The 21,301-nt window shown below is 62.4% G+C and carries 19 protein-coding genes and 1 other RNA gene; 10 read left to right on the top strand and 10 right to left on the bottom strand.

The genetic code is table 11. From position 1 onward, the window contains the following. Positions 1–238 precede the first annotated feature (238 nt). An RNA gene (ffs, locus tag Cth01_RS15425) (signal recognition particle sRNA small type) lies at positions 239–334 on the bottom strand. Positions 335–437: 103 nt separating this feature from the next. Here ffs and dnaX point away from each other — a divergent pair. The 3 genes from dnaX (at position 438) to recR (ending at position 3,676) form a co-directional block, all read left to right on the top strand. Continuing rightward, positions 438–2,597: a DNA polymerase III subunit gamma/tau gene (dnaX, locus tag Cth01_RS15420; protein WP_045839652.1), complete on the top strand. Its 2,160-nt coding sequence runs from the start codon at positions 438–440 to the stop codon at positions 2,595–2,597. Positions 2,598–2,624: 27 nt separating this feature from the next. Beyond that, positions 2,625–2,957: a YbaB/EbfC family nucleoid-associated protein gene (locus Cth01_RS15415; protein WP_003066189.1), complete on the top strand. Its 333-nt coding sequence runs from the start codon at positions 2,625–2,627 to the stop codon at positions 2,955–2,957. Between the two features lie 128 nt (positions 2,958–3,085). Beyond that, positions 3,086–3,676, top strand: coding sequence for a recombination mediator RecR (gene recR, locus Cth01_RS15410; RefSeq protein WP_003066191.1), 591 nt, complete (start codon positions 3,086–3,088; stop codon positions 3,674–3,676). Between the two features lie 130 nt (positions 3,677–3,806). Here recR and Cth01_RS15405 read toward each other — a convergent pair whose 3' ends face one another. After that, positions 3,807–5,339 carry a transglycosylase SLT domain-containing protein gene (locus Cth01_RS15405; RefSeq protein ID WP_034383603.1) on the bottom strand — a complete coding sequence of 511 codons (1,533 nt, stop codon included), beginning with the start codon at positions 5,337–5,339 and terminating at the stop codon, positions 3,807–3,809. Continuing rightward, entirely contained in the window at positions 5,339–6,112 is a 774-nt protein-coding gene (gene gloB, locus Cth01_RS15400) for a hydroxyacylglutathione hydrolase (RefSeq protein ID WP_045839651.1), read from the bottom strand. The genes Cth01_RS15405 and gloB overlap by 1 nt, the downstream gene beginning before the upstream one ends. 19 nt (positions 6,113–6,131) lie before the next feature. Here gloB and Cth01_RS15395 point away from each other — a divergent pair, with 19 nt between their 5' ends. Together Cth01_RS15395 and rnhA are read left to right on the top strand one after the other, a co-directional pair. Beyond that, positions 6,132–6,965, top strand: coding sequence for a class I SAM-dependent methyltransferase (locus Cth01_RS15395; RefSeq protein ID WP_045839650.1), 834 nt, complete (start codon positions 6,132–6,134; stop codon positions 6,963–6,965). Then, a complete protein-coding gene (rnhA, locus tag Cth01_RS15390; protein WP_003066200.1) occupies positions 6,962–7,411 on the top strand; it encodes a ribonuclease HI in 450 nt (149 codons plus the stop codon). The genes Cth01_RS15395 and rnhA overlap by 4 nt, the downstream gene beginning before the upstream one ends. Before the next feature lie 27 nt (positions 7,412–7,438). Here the strand turns inward: rnhA and Cth01_RS15385 are convergent, their stop codons facing one another. The 6 genes from Cth01_RS15385 to Cth01_RS15360 all read right to left on the bottom strand — a co-directional run bounded on the left by Cth01_RS15385 (position 7,439) and on the right by Cth01_RS15360 (position 12,756). Continuing rightward, positions 7,439–7,765: a thioredoxin family protein gene (locus tag Cth01_RS15385; protein WP_034356966.1), complete on the bottom strand. Its 327-nt coding sequence runs from the start codon at positions 7,763–7,765 to the stop codon at positions 7,439–7,441. Positions 7,766–7,818: 53 nt separating this feature from the next. Then, positions 7,819–9,192, bottom strand: coding sequence for a molybdopterin molybdotransferase MoeA (gene moeA, locus Cth01_RS15380; protein WP_045839649.1), 1,374 nt, complete (start codon positions 9,190–9,192; stop codon positions 7,819–7,821). A gap of 86 nt (positions 9,193–9,278) precedes the next feature. After that, positions 9,279–9,944 carry a molybdenum cofactor guanylyltransferase MobA gene (mobA, locus tag Cth01_RS15375; protein WP_034393159.1) on the bottom strand — a complete coding sequence of 222 codons (666 nt, stop codon included), beginning with the start codon at positions 9,942–9,944 and terminating at the stop codon, positions 9,279–9,281. Continuing rightward, positions 9,937–11,079 carry a GTP 3',8-cyclase MoaA gene (gene moaA / locus Cth01_RS15370; RefSeq protein WP_034393162.1) on the bottom strand — a complete coding sequence of 381 codons (1,143 nt, stop codon included), beginning with the start codon at positions 11,077–11,079 and terminating at the stop codon, positions 9,937–9,939. Before moaA ends, mobA begins: the two co-directional genes overlap by 8 nt. A gap of 97 nt (positions 11,080–11,176) precedes the next feature. Next, positions 11,177–11,758 (bottom strand): DUF2889 domain-containing protein, encoded by a 582-nt coding sequence (locus Cth01_RS15365; RefSeq protein ID WP_034357051.1) that lies wholly within the window; start codon positions 11,756–11,758, stop codon positions 11,177–11,179. Positions 11,759–11,943: 185 nt separating this feature from the next. Beyond that, positions 11,944–12,756: a Crp/Fnr family transcriptional regulator gene (locus tag Cth01_RS15360; RefSeq protein ID WP_045839648.1), complete on the bottom strand. Its 813-nt coding sequence runs from the start codon at positions 12,754–12,756 to the stop codon at positions 11,944–11,946. Between the two features lie 61 nt (positions 12,757–12,817). Between Cth01_RS15360 and Cth01_RS15355 the strand changes: the two genes are divergently transcribed. The 4 genes from Cth01_RS15355 (at position 12,818) to Cth01_RS15340 (ending at position 18,203) form a co-directional block, all read left to right on the top strand. Continuing rightward, a complete protein-coding gene (locus Cth01_RS15355) occupies positions 12,818–13,342 on the top strand; it encodes an Mpo1 family 2-hydroxy fatty acid dioxygenase (RefSeq protein WP_045839647.1) in 525 nt (174 codons plus the stop codon). Positions 13,343–13,568: 226 nt separating this feature from the next. Next, complete coding sequence (gene ppa / locus Cth01_RS15350) at positions 13,569–14,096, top strand: inorganic diphosphatase (protein ID WP_003056663.1); 528 nt, start codon at positions 13,569–13,571, stop codon at positions 14,094–14,096. A 138-nt stretch (positions 14,097–14,234) separates the two neighbouring features. Further along, a complete protein-coding gene (locus tag Cth01_RS15345; protein WP_045839646.1) occupies positions 14,235–15,998 on the top strand; it encodes a methyl-accepting chemotaxis protein in 1,764 nt (587 codons plus the stop codon). A 435-nt stretch (positions 15,999–16,433) separates the two neighbouring features. Then, positions 16,434–18,203 (top strand): methyl-accepting chemotaxis protein, encoded by a 1,770-nt coding sequence (locus Cth01_RS15340; RefSeq protein WP_045839645.1) that lies wholly within the window; start codon positions 16,434–16,436, stop codon positions 18,201–18,203. Between the two features lie 60 nt (positions 18,204–18,263). Here Cth01_RS15340 and Cth01_RS15335 read toward each other — a convergent pair whose 3' ends face one another. Beyond that, positions 18,264–19,625 (bottom strand): GNAT family N-acetyltransferase, encoded by a 1,362-nt coding sequence (locus tag Cth01_RS15335; RefSeq protein WP_174447092.1) that lies wholly within the window; start codon positions 19,623–19,625, stop codon positions 18,264–18,266. On the opposite strand from Cth01_RS15335, the gene Cth01_RS15330 reads away from it, so the two are divergent. After that, a complete protein-coding gene (locus Cth01_RS15330; protein WP_045839644.1) occupies positions 19,624–21,270 on the top strand; it encodes an NAD+ synthase in 1,647 nt (548 codons plus the stop codon). The genes Cth01_RS15335 and Cth01_RS15330 overlap by 2 nt on opposite strands. Positions 21,271–21,301 lie beyond the last annotated feature (31 nt).

Raw genomic sequence — 21,301 nt, 5'->3', positions numbered from 1 at the left:
TTGCCGCTCTTGTCTGCCAACGGCCTGCGGGAGATCCTGATGCAATGAAGGGTTCAGATTCGGTTCTGATCGGGACGGCACCGCCCCCGGGGTCGATTTGAGACCCAGGGCATGACGTCAGCACGAAACACTTTTCCTGTACTTTTCCCGGGAGAAGCACTGCAGCATTTGTTGTTCATGTGAGGAATTGCCTTTCTCGGAAGACAGCCTCTTGTCTGTAAAGAGGGTTCCATCGAAAGGTGACGAGCCTGATCTCGGCACTGTATCCACAGTTAGGGCTGCTTGGTTCCCCACCTGACCCGGTTGGCTGCTTCCCCATGCGAGGAGGCCCGTCACATTCGATTATAGATGCAAAACCGACACAGCTCCGCGAGCTGTGAAATGAGATTCCAGGAGCAGGCTTGTTGGCATGCCCCGGCCCCGTAGAATCAGAGGCTATGTCTTATTTAGTGCTTGCTCGCAAATACCGGCCTCGTACCTTCACCGAAATGGTGGGGCAGGAGCACGTGGTTCAGGCTCTGACCAATGCGTTGACCCAGCAGCGTCTGCACCATGCCTATCTGTTCACGGGCACACGTGGCGTGGGCAAGACCACGGTGTCGCGCATTCTGGCCAAGTCCCTGAATTGCCAGGGCCTGGACGGTAACGGTGGAATCACCGCAACCCCTTGCGGGGTTTGCGCAGCATGCACGGAAATCGATAGCGGGCGTTTCCCCGACTACACCGAGCTGGATGCTGCGTCCAACCGGGGTGTGGATGAGGTGCAGAGCTTGCTGGAGCAGGCGGTGTACAAGCCGGTGCAGGGGCGCTTCAAGGTCTTCATGATCGACGAGGTGCACATGCTGACAAACACCGCGTTCAACGCCATGCTCAAGACGCTGGAAGAGCCTCCGGAGTATCTGAAGTTCGTGCTGGCCACGACCGATCCGCAGAAAGTGCCGGTCACTGTGCTCTCGCGCTGCCTTCAGTTCAATCTGCGCCCGATGGCGCCCGAGACGGTTCTGGAGCACCTGACCCATGTGCTGGACAAGGAAAGCGTGCCGGCAGAGCCTCAGGCGCTGCGATTGCTGTCGCGTGCTGCGCGTGGCTCCATGCGCGATGCGCTGAGCCTGACCGACCAGGCGATTGCCTTTGGCAGCGGGCAGTTGCAGGAGGCGACGGTGCGCCAGATGCTGGGCAGCGTGGATCGCAGCCATGTCTTTCGCCTGATCGATGCCTTGGCGCAGGGTCATGGGCGTACGGTGGTTGAAGTCTCCGAAGAGCTGCGCCACAACGGTCTGTCTGCTGCATCGACTCTGGAAGAAATGTGCGCCGTGCTGCAACGCATGGCCGTGTTGCAGGCCGTACCCGATATGCCGCTGGATGCCAGCGACCCGGAGGCTGCCGAAGTAGACCGACTGGCCAGTCTGATGCCGCGCGACGAGACTCAGCTGCTCTACAGCATCTGCCTGCACGGCCGTGCCGAACTGGGGCTGGCCCCGGATGAGTACGCTGCGCTGACCATGGCACTGCTGCGGTTGCTGGCTTTCAAGCCTGAAAACGCCGAAGCCGGCACGGCTGAAAAAAAAACTCCGGCGCTGAGGCCTAGCCGGCCTGTTGTCCAGGCTCCGAATCCGATTCAGCAGCCTCCGGCTTCACCGCCAGCGGCGATGGAGGCGCCACCGGCCAAGGTTCATTCCGTGCAGCCGGTGGTGGAATCCGCACTGGAGTCCGCACCGGCGCAGGAGCCTGCGTCAGTGGCCGGCATGGCCGAGCCAGAACATATTCAAGTTGTTGCCGATCGCTCGGATTCAGCAGCGTATTCCGTCGCAAGGCCGGTGATGCAGGCAGTGCCGGAGTCGACCCGCTTGCCTGCTCCTGCAGTGACGCCTGAGCCTGCTGCGGTTCGGCAAAACATGCCTGCTGAGGATCAGGAGGCCGTCGCCGAGGCAGACCAGACGCCTGTCGACGATGCGTCCGAGAGTGCAGAGGGCAGCGATATGGCTGATGCTCCCGAAGAGCAGGATGCCAGCGAGGCGGCCTGGGCAGGCATGCCCGATGAGGGCTGGGCTGACGATGGGCGCTGGGGCGATGATGCCGACCTGGATGTCGGGCAGCCCCCGCATGCCATGCCGCCCATGGAGTCTGACGAGCCGGCGGCCCAGAGCGCAAGCGGCGGCTATGTCAGTACGGCCCAGGACGCAGCCCCTGTGGAACGCACAGCCGAGGGCGATCTGTGGTTTGGCGTGGTGCAGCAGTTGCTGCAGAGCGAAGCCGTGGTGGCCGTGGCGCGGCAGCTGGCGCTGCAGTCTCAACTTCTGGGCCGTGACGGCGATCTGTGGCGGCTGCGCGTGGAGTCCAACTCGCTCAATCAGGCTGGCACACGTGATCGTCTGCGTGCTGCGCTGGAAGCGGCCGGTCATGCGCGACAATTGCAGGTCGAGCAGGGGCCCGTGACGGATAGTCCCGCCCGCCGACTGGCCCTGGAAAGAAAAGCCAGCCAGTTGCTGGCCGAGGACATTGTCAAAAGCAATCCGCAGGTTCAAACCTTGATGCGAGACTTTGGCGCGAAAATCGTGCCCGGTAGCATCAAGCCCATATCTATTCAGCCTGAATAAGGCGTTTCAACAAAAGAAGGAATTCTCATGTTCAACAAAGGACAACTCGCCGGTTTGATGAAGCAAGCTCAGGCCATGCAGGACAACCTGAAGAAGGCTCAGGAAGAGCTGGGCAATATCGAAGTCGAAGGCGAATCCGGTGCCGGTCTGGTCAAGGTCGTGATGACCTGCAAGCATGACGTCAAGCGCATCACCATCGACCCCAGCCTGCTGGCCGAAGACAAGGACATGCTGGAAGACCTGGTGGCTGCCGCCTTCAACGCGGCTGTGCGCAAAGCCGAAGAGACTTCCAACGAGAAGATGGGCAAGATCACTGCCGGTATGCCCGGCCTGCCCGGCGGGATGAAGTTCCCGTTCTGACGGATTTCCCCCTGAGCGGCAGTGCCGCTTCCCCGACTTAGGGCATGCAAGTGTTGTGGGCAGGGGAATGAATGGCGATCTGCGTAGTGGCAGATCGCCTTTTTTCTGGTGACTGAAAGGACAAGCCTGTGTCTGATGTGCAATCTCTGGACGCCTTGATCGAGGCCTTGCGCCGACTGCCGGGTGTGGGCATCAAGTCGGCGCAGCGTATGGCGTTTCATTTGCTGCAGCGTGATCAGGCTGGTGCGCTGCAGCTGGCGCGGGCGCTGGACTCGGCGGTGAACTCTGTTCATCACTGCGAGCGCTGCCATACGTTTACCGAAGGTGCTATCTGCAGCATCTGTGATGACGCCGGGCGCGACGGGGCTCGGTTGTGCGTGGTCGAGGCTCCGGCCGATCTGGCTGCGATGGAGCGCACGGGGGCCTATCAGGGCTATTACTATGTGCTGATGGGGCGGCTGTCCCCGCTCGACGGCGTGGGCCCCAAGGAAATCGGCATGAAGCAGTTGCTGGAGCGTGCCTGTGATGGCGTGGTGCAGGAGGTGATTCTGGCCACCAGCTTCACGGCAGAGGGCGAGGCCACGGCCCATGCTGTCAGCGAGGCGCTCAAGTCGCGCGGCATTCTGGTCACGCGGCTGGCGCGTGGCGTGCCGATAGGCAGCGAACTTGAATATGTGGATCTGGGCACGATTGCCCACGCGCTGGTGGACAGGCGCTGAAAATATCGCTTGAATTGGGAGCCAGCGCTTCTATATCAGGCGTGTGCTGCTATCGATTTCTTTGAATGAGTAGAGATAAAAAAGCCCGCCGGTTTTTACGAACAGCGGGCTTTTTGGCGGGCGGCGAAGCTTATTTGCGCTTCTTGGCTGGTGTGCCGCCACGTGCCTTGGGTTCGCTCTTGCCGCCACGGGGAGCGGGCGCGCTACTGGTTCTGGCGTTCTTGGTGGAGGCTGCCACCTTGCTGCCGCTACGGGTGTTGCGGGCTGACTCGCGTGGGCTGTCGTTGGCTTCGGCACGTGCGCTGCGGGCTGCACGGCTGGGCAGGTAGGCAATCAGCGACTGGCCGGGGCGCAAGGATGCCGTGGATTTGAGGTCGTTCCAGTCCGCGAGGTTGGAGACGCTGATGCCATAGCGGCTGGCCACGCTGACCAGGGTATCGCGTTTGCGCGCCTTGACCGTGGTGCGCACGGTCACGATTTCGGGGGCGAAGGAGATCTGACCGTTGTCGGCCACATGGCCGGGCACGTCGGTCTTGACGTTGGCATCGCGCGGCACCATCAGAGCCGAGCCGGCCTTGATCAGCATGCGCGGCGGGATGTTGTTGATGGCGCGCAGGTCGGCTTCGCCCAGGCCTGCACGCTGGGCGGCTTCGGCCACGGTAATGGTGGTGGGCACGGTCCATACCGTCCAGCTGGCAAACTGGCCTTCGCTATAGGCCTGCAGATTGCGGCGGAAAACCTTGGCGTTGTCCCAGGGCAGCAGCACCTGTGGCGTGGCGCGCGCAAAGATCACCGGTTTGTGAAAGCTGGGATTGAGTGCCTTGAAGTCCTTGACGCTGACATCGGCCAGCTTGGCTACCAGCTCAACGTCGATGTCGTGCGGCAGATCCACGGCCTGGAAATAGGGGTGGTTCTCGATGATGGGAAGCTCGGTGTTGAACTTCTCGGGTTCGGCCACGATGTTCTTGACGGCTTGCAGCTTGGGCACGTAATTGCGGGTTTCGGCCGGCATCTGCAGGTCGAGGTAGCCTGCGGGCTGGCCCAGCTTTTCATTGCGCTTGATGGCGCGGCCCACGCTGCCCTCTCCCCAGTTATAGGCGGCCAGGGCCAGATGCCAGTCGCCGAACATGTTGTAGAGCTTTTGCAGATAGTCGAGCGCGGCGCGGGTCGAGGCCAGCACATCGCGGCGATCATCGCGGAAGACATTCTGCTTGAGGTCGAAATAGGTGCCCGTGGCCGGCATGAACTGCCACATGCCGGCGGCCTTGGCGCTGGAGACGGCCTGAGGGTTGAAGGCGCTCTCGATGAAAGGCAACAGCGCCAACTCTGTCGGCATGTTGCGGCGCTCCAGTTCCTCGACGATGTGGAACAGGTATTTGCTCGACCGCTCCGTCATGCGCTGTATGTAGTCGGGGCGCGTGGCATACCACTGCTCCTGGTTCTGGACCAGATCCTGCTCAAGGTTGGGCATGGCAAAGCCCTTGCGGATACGTACCCAGAGGTCGCCTGTGGCTTCAAGCTCAGCGACTTCAGCGCTGCCGACTTTGCCCTGGCCCAGGGGTTTGAGCGGGCCATTGGGATACATGGGGTCGACACTGCTGGTGGTGGCGCAGCCAGTCAATATCAGTGCGCTTGTCAGCAGCAGGGTGGATAGCAGCTTCATCAGAAAACGTTTTTCCATTGGCGCAAGGTAGCCAGAACGCTGGCGGGCTCCTCGGGCCTGGTTTGAGGATCATGGTGCACGGCGGCTGCGATCACATCTGCAGCGCGGCTTCGCATGAACGGGTTGATGGCCAGCTCGGTCTGCAATGTGGAGGGTAGCGTCGGCTGCCCGCTCTTGCGCAGTTGCAGGCAATGTTCCAGATACTGAGCCAGTTCCGGGTTGTTTGGTTCCACGGCCTGCGCAAATCGCAGGTTGGAAATTGTGTACTCATGTGCGCAGCACACCAGCGTGTTGCCGGGCAGGGCGGCCAGTGCGTCCAGCGAGGCCTGCATCTGCGCTGCCGTGCCTTCGAAAAGGCGACCGCAGCCGCCCGAGAACAGTGTGTCGCCGCAGAACAGCAGGGGCTGGCTTTGCGCCCGGGTGCTGAAGAAGGCGATATGGCCGCTGGTGTGCCCCGGCACATCGATGACCTGCCAGGGGCCGCCCAGCAGCTCCACGCTGTTGCCCCCCTGCACGCGCGTCACGGGCTCGGGCAGGGTCTCGTAGGCGGGGCCCCAGACCGGAGCACCCGTGGCCGCGCGAATGGCGTCCACGCCGCCCACATGGTCGGCATGATGGTGGGTGACTAAAATGCCCTGCAGTTTCAGACCCCGCTGTGCCAAGGTGGCCAGCACAGGCTCGGCCTGACCCGGATCGACGACCACGGCATGTTCTGCATCGTGGAGCATCCAGATGTAGTTGTCGGAAAAAGCGGGAATGGGCAACAGGTTCATGAGCTGCAAAATTATAGAGATGCATCACTGGACGGATTCAGCCCTCGGGCACTATCTACTGAAATGGGAGCAGCAGCGCTTTGACGAGGCGGTGGCCGATATCTTTGGCTACCACGCCTTGCAGCTGGGCTTGCCGCAGCTGCAAGGCCTGCGCAGCAATCGCATGCCTCATCGCTGGCTGGCGCTGGAGGGTCTCGATCCCGTTCCGGATGCAAAAGCAGGCACTGTAGCGCAAGCGGCGGCGGCCGGAGTGTCACAGGTGCAGCCGCCCGCTGATGAAGCACAGAATTCTGCCCCGTTGATGCCGGCGCTCAGAACCGCCCCGGAAGCCCTGCCTTTTGCCGAGGCCAGCCTCGACCTGTTGCTGATGCCGCATACGCTGGAGGCTTGCAACGATCCGCATGCCGCGCTGCGCGAGGCTGCGCGCGTGCTGGTGCCGGAAGGCAGGCTGGTGATCAGCGGGCTGAACCCCTCAAGCCTGCTGGGCTTGCAGCGCCGGGTGGAGCGCAGTGCGGGCTATTTGCCGGACTTGAGCCTGGGTGTGGGCTACTGGCGTTTGCGCGATTGGCTGCGATTGCTGAGCTTCGAGATCGAAGCAGTGCAATTTGGCTGTTATCGTCCTGCCACTCAAAGTGAAAAGTGGCTGAGCCGCTGGCAGTTCATGGAAGGCCTGGGCCACCGCTGCTGGCCGGTGATGGGGGGCGTCTATTGCGTGGTGGCCGTCAAGCGTGTGCAGGGCATGCGGCTGATGAGCCCGAGCTGGCGCAAGAGCAGCGTGCCGGCCGGCATGAAGGCGCCCGTGACCCAGAGGCAGCCGCCGGACATGTCCTGGCGTAACAAGGAAGAAAATTGAATCAAGTTGTGATCTATACCGATGGTGCCTGCAAGGGCAATCCCGGCCCTGGCGGCTGGGGCGCATTGCTGCAGGCCGGATCGGCACAGAAGGAACTCTTCGGTGGTGAACTGGGAACCACCAATAACCGCATGGAACTCAAGGCCGTGATCGAGGCGCTGTCCGCGCTCAAGCGTCCCTGCGATGTGGTGCTGTATCTGGATAGTCAGTACGTGCGCAAAGGCATTACCGAGTGGATCCAGGGTTGGAAGGCCAAGGGCTGGGTTACCGCTTCCAAGGAGCCCGTCAAGAATGTCGAGCTCTGGAAGCAGCTGGACGCGCTGGTGCAGGGCAGCGGCCACCGCATCGACTGGCGCTGGGTCAAGGGCCATGCCGGAGACCCCGGCAATGAGCGCGCCGATGCGCTTGCCAACAAGGGCGTGGAGCTGGCACTTAAGAAGGGCTGAGCCAGGAGCCGGGGTAGATGCGCTGGCTCAGTTCGTGATTTGTGCCAGCGCTTCTTGGATCTGTTGCTCGGATTCGGGGCGCACGATGCGCGCTACTTCCTTGCCGTCACGCAGAAAAATCAGCGTGGGCCAGAGCTTGACGCGATAGCTGCGGCCCAGCGGCCGGCCGGGACCGTCTTCCACCTTGATGTGCGCTAGTTCTGGCTGGGTTGCCAGCGCAGCCTGCAACAGCGGCTGGGCGCGCTGGCAGTGGCCGCACCAGGGAGTTCCGAATTCCAGCAAATTCGCGCCCTTGAGCGCATCGATGGCCTGCCTTGTGGGTTCTGTGGCCCAGTGGGTGGCTTGGTATGGCATGAAATATTTCCCAGAATGGATCGAGGGTAGAAGACCAGGCAGAAAGTCCGTCTTCAGATCAGCCCCTGCAGCAGCAGGACATTGACGGATTCTCCGGGCTGGACGTCGCCGCGTGCATCGTCCAGCACGATGATGCAGTCGGCGGCGACCATGGAGCTGAGCACGCCCGAGCCTTGCGGTCCCGTGGTGCGCACGGCGGCCTGACCCTTCTCATTGAGTTCGAGCACGCCGCGCAGATATTCGGTGCGGCCCGGGCGTTTGCGCAGGCGCTCGCGGCTGATCGCCTGCAGCAATGGCACGGAGGGGCTGCGTTCGCCTGCCAGCATGGCCAGGGCCGGGCGCACAAACATCAGAAAGCTCACCATGGCGGCCACCGGGTTGCCGGGCAGTCCCAGCAGCACCGCAGGGCGCTGAGTGGGCGGTGGATTGCTCAGATTTTGTGAGCTGTTTGCGCTTGTCTTGATCGGGATGCCTGTTGATCTGGTCAATGAGATTCCACCGGCGGGAGCAAGCAGGCCCACCGCCAGTGGCCGACCGGGACGCATGGCCACCCGCCAGAACTGCACAGTGCCCAGGCGCTGCAGCATCGCACGGGTGTGATCGGCCTCACCGGCGCTGATGCCGCCACTGGTCAGCACCACATCGGCCAGGGTGGCTGCCTCGCGCAAGCGCTCTTCCAGTGCGGCCGGTTCATCGGGCACGGCCCCCAGATCCAGCACATGGGCTCCCAGCCGGCGCAGCAGCGCCTGCAGGCTGAAGCGGTTGCTGTCGTAGATGGCTCCCTCGCGCGGCTCGGCACCTGGGCTCAGCAGCTCGTCGCCGGTGGAGAAGTAAGCCACGCTGAGGCGGCGTCGCACGCTGACCTGGCCCAGTCCCAGACTGGCCAGCAGACCCAGGGCGGCTGGTGTGAGGCGCTGGCCGGCCTGCAGTGCCACAGAGCCTTGCTCCAGGTCTTCGCCGCGCAGGCGACGATTGGCGCCTGCACGCAGGGCACTGCCGTCAAACTGAATGCACTCCTCACCAGAGCTGGCTTGCTCATGGGCGACTACGGTATCCGCACCCACCGGCATGACCGCACCCGTCATGATCTTCACGCATTCGCCCGCGCCAAGCCGGCCTTGCCAAGGCCCTCCTGCCAGAGCCGTCCCCACCACACGCAGCATCAGCGGCTGGCCGGGCCGCGCCTGCTCCAGTTCGCTGCCGGCAAAGGCATAGCCGTCCATGGCACTGTTGTCGTGGGGCGGTACGTTGACGGGGCAGATCACATCGGCTGCCAGCACTCGATCCAGGGCATCGGGCAGGGCGACGGCTTCCACTTCGGCGACCGCACCCAGCGGCTGCAGCAAGGCTTGCAGCTGTTGCAGTACCTGGTCAGTGGTCAGCGTCTGGGCGCTGGTGGAAGCGGCAGGTTGAAAAGTCGCAGTCATAACAGCAAAAAATAAAAAAACCTCATGACGGATGCGGCCATGGGGCTGCGTGGCACTTTACGCCTTTGGCTGGTGGTGCCGGTGACTCAGGATTGGCGTTCGGGGGCGATTTGCTCCAGATCAAGCAACTGGGCCAGCGTGTTGGCGTTGCTGAAGGCCTGTTCGTCCCCGGGGCGGTCAAATACGGCCTGGGCGCTGTGATGCTGGCCGGTCCAGGCGTCTATCTTGCGGCCACCACTGGTGATGAAGCGCTCAAGGCTGCAGGCGAGTCCGGCCCGCAGCAGGCAGAACACGGGCTGGGGGCGCAGTTGCGGCGGCTGCCCCGGCTGGGCATGCTCGGTATCCCAGCCGTGAGCGATGACGATATCGGCATCGCCACGCGACGCCAGCATTCGCGCAGCCAGATCGAGGGGCAGCAGCGGCGTATCGCAGGGCACGCACAGCAGCCATGGCGTGCGGCAATGCGCGAGGCCGGCCATGAAGCCCGCCAACGGGCCTGGGTAGTCGGGCAGGCTGTCGGCGCAGACCTCGGCAGCCAGTGGCCGACCCAGCTCGGCGTAAGCTGCTGTATTGCGATTGGCATTGATGAGCAAGGGGCCGACCTGCGGAGCCAGGCGCTGCAATGCATGCAGTGCCAGTGGCAAGCCTTGAAAGCTCTGCAGGCCCTTGTCCACACCGCCCATGCGCGCACCGCGTCCTCCGGCCAGCACGCAACCGGTGATCTGCTCGGGGGTGATGCGTGAGTCAGCCACCGATATAGCTCATCTCGATGCGCCGACCTTGCCGCACTGGCGCCATATCGGGGGGCATTTCGCTGCGCATTTGCGAGTAGCGATCGTCGCGCTGCTGCCAGATGGGGGCAATGGCGGCTGCAATCTCAGCATCGCTGGCACCGGTGCGCAGCAGGCTACGCAAGTCCCAGCCCTGGCTGGCGAACAGGCACAGATAGAGCTGACCCTCGGTGGACAGGCGTGCACGGTTGCAGTCGCCGCAGAAAGCGTGGGTCACACTGCTGATGACGCCCACCTCGCCCAGCTGCGGATCATGTCGGCCGCCGGCATCGGCATAGCCCCAGCGCACGGCGGTCTCGCCCGGGGCGCTGGGTGCCAGCGGGATTAGCGGCAGTTCGGCGCGCAGACGGGCTATGACCTCGTCGGAGGGCAGCACCTCGTCCATGCGCCAGCCGTTGGTGGCTCCCACGTCCATGTATTCGATGAATCGCAGCGTGATTCCCGTGCCGCGGAAGTAGCGGGCCATGGGCAGGATCTGGTCGTCATTGGTGCCGCGCTTGACCACCATGTTCACCTTGATGTGCGACAGGCCCGCGGTCTGTGCAGCCTCGATGCCGGCCAGCACATCGGTCACGGGGAAGTCCACATCGTTCATGCGCCGGAACACGGCGTCGTCCAGTCCGTCGAGGCTGACGGTCACGCGGTTCAGGCCGGCGTCCTTCAGGGCGCGGGCCTTGCGTGCCAGCAGCGAGGCGTTGGTGGTCAGTGTCAGGTCCAGCGGCTGGCCGTCGGGCGTGCGCAGCTCGGCCAGCTGGGCAATCAGGGCTTCAATATTCTTGCGCAGCAGCGGCTCGCCGCCGGTCAGGCGCAGCTTGCGCACGCCATGGGCGACAAAAAGCCTGGCCAGGCGCGTAATTTCCTCGAAGCTCAACAGCGAGCTGTGGGGCAGATATTGGTAGTTCTTGTCAAAAACTTCCTTGGGCATGCAGTAGTTGCAGCGGAAGTTGCAGCGGTCGGTGACGCTGATGCGCAGGTCGCGCAAAGGCCGTCCCCATTGATCCTGCAGCAGCCCGGTAGGGGCCTGCAGGGGGCTGGGGACGATTGCGCTGCGGGATGCCGCACGCTCATCGACCAAGGGGATCACACGTTCTGCCATGAGCTCGATTGTGCCGCAAGAGTGAAGTCCGGGCCGGCTGCGGGCTTGTTGTGGGCTATCAAAATTGATAGCTGGTGGCGCTTGATGGTATTGTGGATCAGTCTTTTGTAGTGGTTTTCACGGGTTGCTGAGAGAGCGGCTTCCAGCCCTTGAACTCGGGGTAGAACTCGGCCACGCCGGGGCCGTTGAAGTCCCAGCCCAGGCACTGACCCAGATGACGTGGCGGCAGGCCCGAGCCATTGGGGCCGAACTGGTTGAGCACGGTGTGAAAAGCGGGCGTTGCCATATTGAACAGCAGCTCGCGCAGATGCGTGCAGCCCACTACCCCGCCCAGATTGTCGGCAATGGCGCGGCGCCAGCCGCGGGCTATGCAGCAGCCCACCATCTTCTGCATGGACTTTGTGGCCTGGGGGCAGTGGCCCAGGGGGTGGTCGTCCATGGCGGCCTCTATGCCGTGGACCACCATGTCGGCATCGATGGTCAGGCGGATCCACATATGGTGAATCGGCTTGCCCGCTGGCACTTTGCGGCGGCCATGAAGCTCGATGTCATAGGTTTTCTGGTCGATCAGCTCGGCTTCCACGTCCCACATGCCGTCATCACGGGCATAGCCCCGGTATTTGACGTCGCGCATATTGATGGGGACTGGCTTGCGGCTGGCACTGGGAGACAGGGGCATGGGGTATCCGTTGTTATGGCGGGCGACAACGACGGCATGTCGGAACTCGGCTGGGTCGCCCGCGATGATCTTGAGCCGGGTCTGGTGCATCAGACCCGATTTCATTATCAAAGAGATAGCAGGCTTGTCCAGCACCAAGCGGACAGCGGGGCGGGACGGGGGACCCCGAGCCAGGCCGGCAGCGCCTAGCTGCTCGTGGGGATTTGCCCGGTGAGTGCTGCGGCCTTGAGTGCAGCCAGGTCGAGAACCTCCAGCTTGCCGCGCCGCAGTTGCAGCCAGCCAGCTTGCTGCAACTCCTGCAGGATCTGGTTGGTGGTCTGGCGTGACAGGCCGAGCATGCGTGCGATCTGCTCCTGGGAGACGGCCAGCTCGCGGTGAGTGCGCATGCGGTCGGCCCACTGCTCGTGGCCCATGGCCATTTGCACCAGACGGCACATCACGCGCTGCGGTGCAGGCAGCACGGTCTGCTCCTCCAGCGCGATCAGGCTGGCACGCAGCTTGTGGGTCAGCAGCAGGGCCATGTGGCGCCAGCAATGCGGGTTGGCATCCAGCCATTCGCGCAGCGGCGGTATAGGGATATGCAGCAGGGCGCAGGCGGTGTTGGCGCAGGCGTCGTGGGTGCGGGGCTCGCCATCGAAGAGGGCGATCTCGCCCAGCCAGCTCGGCGGCTCGATCAAGGTCAGCAAGGCCGTGCGGGTGTTTTCCTGAAGCGCTGCCGTGCCGGAGATGCTGAGCGATCCCCTGGCCACCGCATACAGGCCGCAGGGGGCATCGCCGCGGCGAAACAGCCATTCGCCGGCGGCCAGCAGCCTTGGCTGGGCCAGTTGCTGCATCTGGGCGGTCAATTCCGGCGGCAGCGAGCGGAACCAGCGGCCGGCCTGCACGATGGCCCAGAGATCATTGGAGTTGACATGCTCGAAGCTGCCGCGCTTGCGTGCAGTGGGCACTGAGGCCAGTGCAGGCCTGGGTGAAGGGTTTAGCGCTTGTGTCGGTGGCATGACAGACGGCAAGGTTGATGCTGCGCCACCATGCTCTGACAAGCGACAAGGAGATACAGCGATGAAAACCCTAATCGATCAACTGTCCAACTACGCCGACTACCACCGCGACCCGCGCAATATCGTCACGCACTACATCGGTGTGCCCATGATCATGCAGGCGGTGGTGATTCTGCTGGCCAGGCTGCAATGGGGAGCGCTTGGCGGCATGCCGATCTCGCTGGCTCTGCTGGCAGCGGTTGCTGCAGCAGTGTATTACTGGCGGCTCGACGGGCGATACGGCCTGTTCATGAGCGTGTTGCTGGCCGCCATGCTGGCGCTGGCAACTCCTGTCGCCGCGCAGCCCATGGGGAGCTGGCTGGCCTGGGGGCTGGGCCTGTTTGTGCTGGGCTGGGTGATCCAGTTCATCGGTCACTACTGGGAAGGACGCAAGCCCGCTTTTCTTGACGATGTGATGGGCCTGCTGATAGGCCCGCTGTTTGTGGCGGCCGAGTTGGGTTTTGCTTTGGGCCTGCGCAAGGAGGTGCAGGCTGCGGTGGAGCAGCGCAGCGGGCCCGTGCGTCGCCGCCATCCGGTGAGCGCCTGACATGCTCTTGTTCTGAGAGCTGACACCGATTTATGGGTATTGGTTTGAGTGGGTTTTCATGATTGAAGTGGGCGAGGCTGCCCGGCGGGAATACACGACTGCACGCGCATCTTTCAAACATGTAATGCCAGCGTTAGGGTCATGCGCCTAAAATCGCGGGCTGACCCTCAGGTGCCGATGCTTTGTTGGCTCTGGCGGGCTTTTTGTATTACTTCTCCCAACCATCATGTCTCTGAACAATGTGACCCCCGGCTCCAAGACGCCTGAAGTCTTCAACGTCGTCATCGAAATCTCGGCCAACTCGGCTCCCGTGAAGTACGAAGTGGACAAGGAATCCGGCTGCCTGTTCGTGGATCGTTTCCTGGGCACTGCCATGCATTACCCCGTGAACTACGGCTATGTGCCCCAGACCCTGTCTGGCGACGGCGACCCCGTGGACGTGCTGGTGATGACTCCCTTCCCCCTGCCCAGCGGCGTGGTGGTGCCCTGCCGTGCCATCGGCATTCTGGAGATGGAAGACGAATCCGGCGTCGACGGCAAGGTTCTGGCCGTTCCCACACAGAAGCTGCTGCCTTCCTACGACAAGATCAACCACCTCAGCGACATCCATGAGCTGACCCTGCAGCAGATTGCCCACTTCTTCGAGCACTACAAGGATCTGGAAAAGGGCAAGTGGGTCAAGGTTCTGGGTTGGAAGGGCGTGGACGCGGCACACAAGGAAATCGTGGACGGTATCGCCAACTACAAGGGCTGATCCAAACTAGTAAAGGGTCTCTAACCTTTACTTGCAGAGAAGCCTCGCTATCTGCATCTATACAATTTGAAACGCACCCGGCGGGCCTCGCTTGGTGCGTTTTTTATTGCCTGTATCGATATATACGAGGGGGTGCGCATGAGTTGGAAGATTTCGGACTGGCGCGTGGGGACCAAGTTGGGCATCAGCTTTACGGCGCTGGTGTTGTTGTCTGCATTGCTCGGTCTGGTGGCCTGGCTGCAGCTGTCCAGCATTCATGCAGCGGGCCGCGAGGTTTCCGAAGTGGCGCTGCCCAGTGTCTACAACGCGGCCTCCATGCGTTCCGAGTACAACCGGCTGCGCCGCCATGAGGCAGGTATCGCCACCGCTCGCACCCTGGTCGAGGTCGAAGGCTACGAGCAGCAGATCCAGCAGCGCCTGAAAACCATTGCCGAGCAGGAGAAAGTGGTCAACGAGCTGATTGCCAGCCAGCCGCTGCGCGAGGCCTACGAGGGCTATCAGGCCAACAAGGCGAATTTCCTGAAGCTGCACGAGCAGTTGCTGGGGCGGGCACGCGATGGCGACTACAACACCGTGGACAGCCAGGCAGGTATGGCCGACGAGCTGGGGCTGTTTTTCGCAGGGCTGTCCGAACAGGCCTTCAGCCAGCTGGCGGAAAGCACGGGCAAGCTGATGACGCTGCAGCTCGAGAACGCGGCTCAGGCCCAGCAGGCCGAAAAGTCCAGTTTTGAGCTGGCCCGCTACTGGCTGCTCGGTACGCTGGCGCTGGTGGTGCTGTTTGCCGCCGTGGTCGGCATTGCGATGACACGTGCCATCACGGCTCCCGTGGCCACGGCAGTTGAGCTGGCGCAGGCCGTGGCTGCCGGTAGGCTGGGCATGGTGGTGAAGAACCAGCGCCGCGATGAAATGGGCTTGCTGCTCAATGCGCTGGAAGACATGCGTCGGCAACTGTCCTCCGTGGTCCAGGATGTGCGCGGCAATGCCCATGGCGTGGCCCTTGCGTCCAGCGAAATCGCTCAGGGCAATGCGGATCTTTCGGCGCGCACCGAAAGCCAGGCCAGCGCCCTGGAGGAAACGGCGGCCTCCATGGAGCAACTGGGTTCGACCGTGCGCCAGAACGCCGACAACGCCCAGACAGCCAATCAAATGGCAAAGAATGCCTCCGATGTCGCGGGTCGAGGCGGGGATGTGGTTGCCCAGGTGGTGGACACCATGAAGGGCATCAACGACAGCAGCCGCCAGATCGCCGACATCATCGGCGTCATCGACTCGATTGCCTTCCAGACCAATATCCTGGCCCTGAATGCGGCCGTGGAAGCCGCGCGTGCCGGCGAGCAAGGCCGTGGTTTTGCCGTGGTGGCGGGCGAGGTGCGCACGCTGGCCCAGCGCAGCGCCGAGGCGGCCAAGGAAATCAAGCAGCTCATCCATGCCAGCGTGGAGCGCGTGGAGCAAGGCTCGCAGCTGGTGGACAAGGCCGGTGACACCATGGCCGAAATCGTGACGGCCATAGGCCGCGTGACCGACATCATGGGCGAGATCAGCGCGGCCAGCCGCGAACAGAGCCAGGGCGTGGCCCAGGTGGGTGAAGCCGTCACCCAGATGGATCAGACCACGCAGCAGAATGCGGCCCTTGTGGAGCAGAGCGCGGCGGCCGCCGATTCTTTGCAGCGCCAGGCCAAGGCGCTGGTCGATTCGGTGGCGATTTTTCAGTTGGGGAATCAGGCACAGAGCTTTGCCGCTGCGGCGCTGAAAAATCGGGTCGAGCCGGTTGCAAAGGCTGGCATGAGCGCTGGCCCGCGGGCTGCGGCGTTAGCCGATCAAGGCCCAGGCAAGGCTGTGCCTGCGCCGGTCAAAACGGCTCAGCCCGCCTTGAGCAATGACCAGGATTGGGAGCAGTTCTGAGGTCGAGGTATTGCCGGTTTCAACGGCTTCCGTCTCAAAACCCCGATAGCGAATGCTGTCGGGGTTTTTTACAAGCTTTCTTCAAACTGTCTTGATATTGATCAAGAAGAGGGGTGGCTTGATGCTTTTTCAAGGCTATGTAGGTTGCCATGGCATCGAGAATCTCTGCTGTCACTGATTGGTAACTTTCAGTAACTCAAGTGCGGCGTAAGCGACTGCCTACATGACTGTAGGCTCGTGAAGATAGGCAAGGAATATGAAACTGGAAACAATTGAAAACATATAAGCCGGTATCAAGGAGCATTCCATCTCTGGTATGCCATTCAGAGAGATATTTCCCGATCGAGCAGAAACATTGAATCCTTGCGCTTTGTGGGCATGGATTCAAAAGAAGTATTTATAAAAACTAATTGGTAATAGAGGGAGGTGCAATCAATGAAAAGCATCAAAATCTCCACGCGGATTCTCGGTACGTTCGGGGTTCTTGTCTTGCTGCTGGTCGTGGTGGTTGCCATGGCATTGCTGCAGCTGCGCTCCATGCGCTCCAGTGCTGAAACCATCACCGGCAATGCCCTGCCCAGTGTGGAAGTGATCAATACACTCAATACCGACCTGGCGCGCACCCGCTTGCTCGAGCTGCGACATGTCAATAATGACGAGACCGGCTATATGGCTCAGGTGGAAGCTCAATTCGAGCAATTGCAGAAACACCTGGCGGAGGCAAAAAAGCTCTATGAACCTTTGATTGTCACTGCCGAGGAGCGCGAGCTCTACACGCAGTTCCTGCGCGAGAGAGAGCATTATGTGGAGTTGAACAAGCAACTGTTCGAAGTTTCGCGTCGAGGCGATAAAGAGCAGGCCAAGCAACTGCTGGGAGGCGAATCTCTCAAGCTCTATGAACAGTCTTCGGCGACCCTGCAAAAGCTGATCAAGTTCAACAGCGATGTGGCAAAGGGCGAGACTCTGGCTTCGGAGAGGGTTTACGACCGGGCTGTGAGCATGCTTGCCTTGGCTGCCTTGATTGCGGTGCTGGTGGCTGCAGGGGCAGGCATCTGGCTGGTGCGTTCCATCCGTGCGCCGCTGGAGCAGGCGGTGCAGGCCGCGGACCGTGTGGCCAATGGGGATCTGAGCGGCGTCATCCGCGTGGAGCGAGAGGACGAAACAGGCCGCTTGCTCAGCGCCCTGGAGCGTATGCAAAGCAGTCTGGTGCAGACCGTGCGCTCGGTACGCCAGAACGCGGAAGGCGTGGCCTCGGCCAGTTCGCAGATTGCCTCGGGCAATGCTGATCTCTCCGGTCGCACCGAGGAGCAGGCCAGTGCGCTGGAGGAAACCGCCGCCTCCATGGAGCAGCTGGGCTCTACCGTGCGCCAGAACGCCGACAACGCCCGTGCCGCCAATCAGATGGCGGTGAATGCTTCCCAGGTGGCAGCGCATGGCGGTGCCGTGGTGGCCGAAGTGGTGGAAACCATGAAGGGCATCAACAACAGCAGCCAGCAGATTGCCGACATCATCACCGTCATCGACTCCATCGCCTTCCAGACCAATATTCTGGCGCTGAATGCGGCCGTGGAAGCAGCGCGCGCCGGTGAGCAGGGCCGTGGTTTTGCCGTGGTGGCGGGCGAGGTGCGTACCCTGGCCCAGCGCAGTGCCGAGGCAGCCAAGGAAATCAAGGCCTTGATCAGCACCAGCGTGCAGCGGGTGGAGCAGGGCACGCAGCTGGTGGACAAGGCCGGTGCCACCATGGCCGACATCGTGTCGGCGATCAGCCGGGTGACTGATTTGATGGCCGAGATCAGCGCTGCCAGCCAGGAGCAAAGCCAGGGTGTGGCCCAGGTTGGCGAGGCGGTGACGCAAATGGATCAGACGACGCAGCAAAACGCGGCGCTGGTGGAGGAAAGTGCTGCAGCCGCTGGTGCGCTGCGCAAGCAGGCGCAGGATCTGGTTCAGGCTGTGGCGGTCTTCCAGCTGCCTGCCAGTGCGCTTTATGACCAGGCACCCAAAGCTGCAGCCCGTGCAGCGGCGCCGGCCGTGGTCGCCGCTGCCGCACCGGCGCGTCAGGCACCTGTCCGTCGTGTGGCTGCCCGTCCTGCCCCCATGCCGGCAGCCCCGCGCTCTTTGATGGGGGGCGCGGTTGCTGGCGAATCCGCTACTGCCCGTAATGTGCAAAAGTCCTCGCTGGATGAGGATGACTGGGAAACCTTCTGAATGTCTCCTGGAGTCCGAGCTTCAAGGCCGCTGCAAAGCGGCCTTTTTTTGTCTCCACCTTCAGGCCTTGCGCAGCGGGCTATGGGATTGCAGCTCTTCCACATATTGGGCCATGCCTTCGCTCTCGCGCTGCAAGAAGCGCTCGATGGCATCGGCAAAAGCGGGATGGGCCACCCAGTGGGCGCTCGGTGTTTCCACGGGCAGCAGCGCGCGGGCCATCTTGTGCTCGCCCTGGGCACCGCCTTCGAAGCGGGTAAAGCCATTGGCGATGCACCATTCGATGGGCTGGTAGTAGCAGGCTTCGAAATGCAGGCTGTCGACCCGTTCCAGAGCGCCCCAGTAGCGGCCATAGGCGACCTTGTTATTGATAGCTGCTAGCGCTTGTTTATCCTCAAAAAACAATGGTTTTGATGCTGAAATCATTGATTGCAAGGCGGTAATAGCTATCAAACTTGAGGCTACAGGCTGTCCGTCGCGCTCGGCGATGAACATCACCCAGTTCTCGGGCATGGCCGAGGCCATGGAGGCAAAGAACTCCGGTGTCAGATACGGCGGGTTGCCATGCTCCAGGTAGGTGCGCTCATAGCAGCGGTAGAAGAAGGACCAGTCCTGCGCACCGATGTCGCTACCCTGCATGGCTTTGAAGCTCACGCCGGCTTCGCGTATCTTGCGCCGCTCCTGGCGGATTTTCTTGCGCTTTTCCTGGTTCAGCGAGCCCAGAAAGTCGTCGAAGTCCTTCCAGCGGGACGGTGCCATTGCTGTGTCATTGCTCGCTTGCATGCTGCCGGGTAGTGCCCCGGCTGGCAGGGGAGCGCCCGCAGCGGGAAGTGCGGGCAGTGTGTTCGTCCAGTGAAACTGCACTGTGCTGCGCTGCATCCAGCCCGCTGCGGCGCAGGCGGCAAGATCGTCGGCATCGCCGAACAGCAGGTGCAGCGATGACAGCTGCTGCTCGGCTGCCCAGGCCTGGACGGCATGCACCAGCGCCACGCGCAGTGCCTGGCTGCGTGCCAGCAGGCGGGAGCCTGGCACGGGCGTGAAGGGGACGGCCAGCAATCCCTTGGGGTAGTAAGGCAGGCCATGCTGCTGATAGGCGCGCGCCCAGGCCCAGTCAAACACATATTCGCCGTAGGAGTGGGTCTTGATATAGAGGGGGCAGGCCGCCAGCAGCTCATCGCCGTCCCAGACGGTGATGACCCGGGCGATCCAGCCGGTATCGGGCGTGGCGCTGCCGCTTTGCTCCATGGCTGCCAGGTATTCGTGGCGCATGAAGGGCGTGGGCGTGGATTGAGAGGCCAGCAGCACATTCCAGGTTTGTGCGTCCAGCTGCTGCACGCTGGCAAGCACGCGAGTGATAATCTTGTTTTCGGCCATGCCCTGATTGTCGCGGGGGCTGGTGGCCTCACCGCCTAGCTTGCTTTTCATGACGCTTTCCATTTGCTGTGCCCAACGCAATTTTGTTGTGGGAGACCTCTCTGGCAATGTCCAGAAAATCATCGCCGCTGCTGCTGAAGCTTATGCCAACGGTGCCCGCCTGATGCTCACGCCCGAGCTTGCCCTGTGTGGCTACGCGGCCGAGGACCTGTATCTGCGTCCGGCATTTTTGGAAGCCTGCGATGCGGCCCTGCAGCAGTTGCAGCAAGCCAGTGCCCAATGGCCGGGGCTGGCGCTGGTCATCGGTCACCCGCAGCGCGATGAGCAAGGTGAGAAACTGTTCAACGCTGCCAGCGTGCTGCGCGATGGTCAGCAGATTGCGCGCTATTTCAAGCAACTGCTGCCCAACTTTGGCGTGTTCGACGAACAGCGCTACTTTGCGGCCGGTGAAGAGAGCTGTGTCTTCGAGCTGGACGGCATCCAGATCGGACTGCTGATTTGCGAAGACGCCTGGCATGCCGGCCCTGCGCGGGCGGCCGTGGCCGCAGGCGCCCAGTTGCTGGCCGTCATCAATGCCTCGCCGTTCCATAGCGGCAAACCCTCCGAGCGCGAGGCGGTGATTGCGCAGCGCGCCATGGAAAATGCGGCTCCCCTGGTGTATGCCCATCTGGTGGGCGGCCAGGACGAGGTCGTGTTCGACGGCTGCTCGTTTGCGGTGGACGTCAGCGGTCAGGTGGTGGCGCGTGCGGCGGCCTTCGAGGAAGAGCTGCCCATGATGGCTGCGCAGCTGGTGGATGGGCGCGTGAAGCTGATGGGGCAAGTCAAGCCCCAGCTGAACCACCATCATGCGCTTTGGTCGGCGCTGGTGCTGTCCGTGCGCGACTATGTGGGCAAGAACCGTTTTCCGGGTGCGCTCATCGGCCTGTCGGGCGGCATGGATTCGGCCCTGGTGCTGGCCATTGCCGTGGACGCGCTGGGTGCGGACAAGGTGCGCACGGTCATGATGCCTTCGCCCTATACGGCCGATATCAGCTGGCTTGATGCGCGCGAAATGTCCGAGCGCGTGGGCGTGCAGCACGAAGAGATCGATATCGCGCCGCAGTTCGAAGCCTTCAAGGCAGCGCTGGCTGGCACTTTTGCCGGACGCGCCGAAGACACGACCGAGGAAAACCTGCAAGCCCGTATTCGCGGCACCCTGCTGATGGCTATGAGTAACAAGTTTGGCTCCATCGTGCTGACCACGGGCAACAAGAGCGAGATGTCCACCGGCTACTGCACGCTGTACGGCGACATGGCCGGCGGTTTTGCCGTCATCAAGGATGTGTTCAAGACCGAGGTGTTTGCGCTGGCACGCTGGCGCAATGCCAACGATCCCTTCGGCACGGGGCTCGATCCCATTCCCGAGCGCATCATCACGCGTCCGCCCAGCGCCGAGCTGCGCCCCGATCAGAAGGATCAGGACAGCCTGCCGGACTACGAGGTGCTGGATGCCATCGTGGCCCGTTACATGGAAAACAACGAGAGCATAAGCTCCATCGTCGCCGAGGGTTTTGCGCCTGCGGATGTGGAGCGGGTCACGCGTCTGATACAAATCAACGAGTACAAGCGTCGCCAGGCGCCAGTCGGTCCACGTCTGACAATGCGCAGCTTTGGCAAGGACTGGCGCTACCCCATTACCAATAAATTTCGCGCCTGAGGTTCTGCCTCCGGTGTTTTGCCGATTTCAA

This window comes from Comamonas thiooxydans (assembly GCF_000964545.1).
Lineage (GTDB): Bacteria > Pseudomonadota > Gammaproteobacteria > Burkholderiales > Burkholderiaceae_C > Comamonas > Comamonas thiooxydans.
The sequence above is the reverse complement of the archived record's forward strand: the minus strand, read 5'-3'. Positions and strand labels throughout refer to the sequence as shown.

Coding starts and splice junctions, on each gene's coding strand:
- Cth01_RS15415 (WP_003066189.1), top strand. CDS start 2,625: ATGTTCAACAAAGGACAACTCGCCGGTTTGATGAAGCAAGCTCAGGCC.
- Cth01_RS15385 (WP_034356966.1), bottom strand. CDS start 7,765: ATGCCATACCAAGCCACCCACTGGGCCACAGAACCCACAAGGCAGGCC.
- Cth01_RS15395 (WP_045839650.1), top strand. CDS start 6,132: ATGCATCACTGGACGGATTCAGCCCTCGGGCACTATCTACTGAAATGG.
- Cth01_RS15365 (WP_034357051.1), bottom strand. CDS start 11,758: ATGCCCCTGTCTCCCAGTGCCAGCCGCAAGCCAGTCCCCATCAATATG.
- Cth01_RS15355 (WP_045839647.1), top strand. CDS start 12,818: ATGAAAACCCTAATCGATCAACTGTCCAACTACGCCGACTACCACCGC.
- Cth01_RS15345 (WP_045839646.1), top strand. CDS start 14,235: ATGAGTTGGAAGATTTCGGACTGGCGCGTGGGGACCAAGTTGGGCATC.
- Cth01_RS15360 (WP_045839648.1), bottom strand. CDS start 12,756: ATGCCACCGACACAAGCGCTAAACCCTTCACCCAGGCCTGCACTGGCC.
- dnaX (WP_045839652.1), top strand. CDS start 438: ATGTCTTATTTAGTGCTTGCTCGCAAATACCGGCCTCGTACCTTCACC.
- moaA (WP_034393162.1), bottom strand. CDS start 11,079: ATGGCAGAACGTGTGATCCCCTTGGTCGATGAGCGTGCGGCATCCCGC.
- gloB (WP_045839651.1), bottom strand. CDS start 6,112: ATGAACCTGTTGCCCATTCCCGCTTTTTCCGACAACTACATCTGGATG.
- Cth01_RS15405 (WP_034383603.1), bottom strand. CDS start 5,339: ATGAAGCTGCTATCCACCCTGCTGCTGACAAGCGCACTGATATTGACT.
- ppa (WP_003056663.1), top strand. CDS start 13,569: ATGTCTCTGAACAATGTGACCCCCGGCTCCAAGACGCCTGAAGTCTTC.
- Cth01_RS15330 (WP_045839644.1), top strand. CDS start 19,624: ATGACGCTTTCCATTTGCTGTGCCCAACGCAATTTTGTTGTGGGAGAC.
- Cth01_RS15335 (WP_174447092.1), bottom strand. CDS start 19,625: ATGAAAAGCAAGCTAGGCGGTGAGGCCACCAGCCCCCGCGACAATCAG.
- Cth01_RS15340 (WP_045839645.1), top strand. CDS start 16,434: ATGAAAAGCATCAAAATCTCCACGCGGATTCTCGGTACGTTCGGGGTT.
- moeA (WP_045839649.1), bottom strand. CDS start 9,192: ATGACTGCGACTTTTCAACCTGCCGCTTCCACCAGCGCCCAGACGCTG.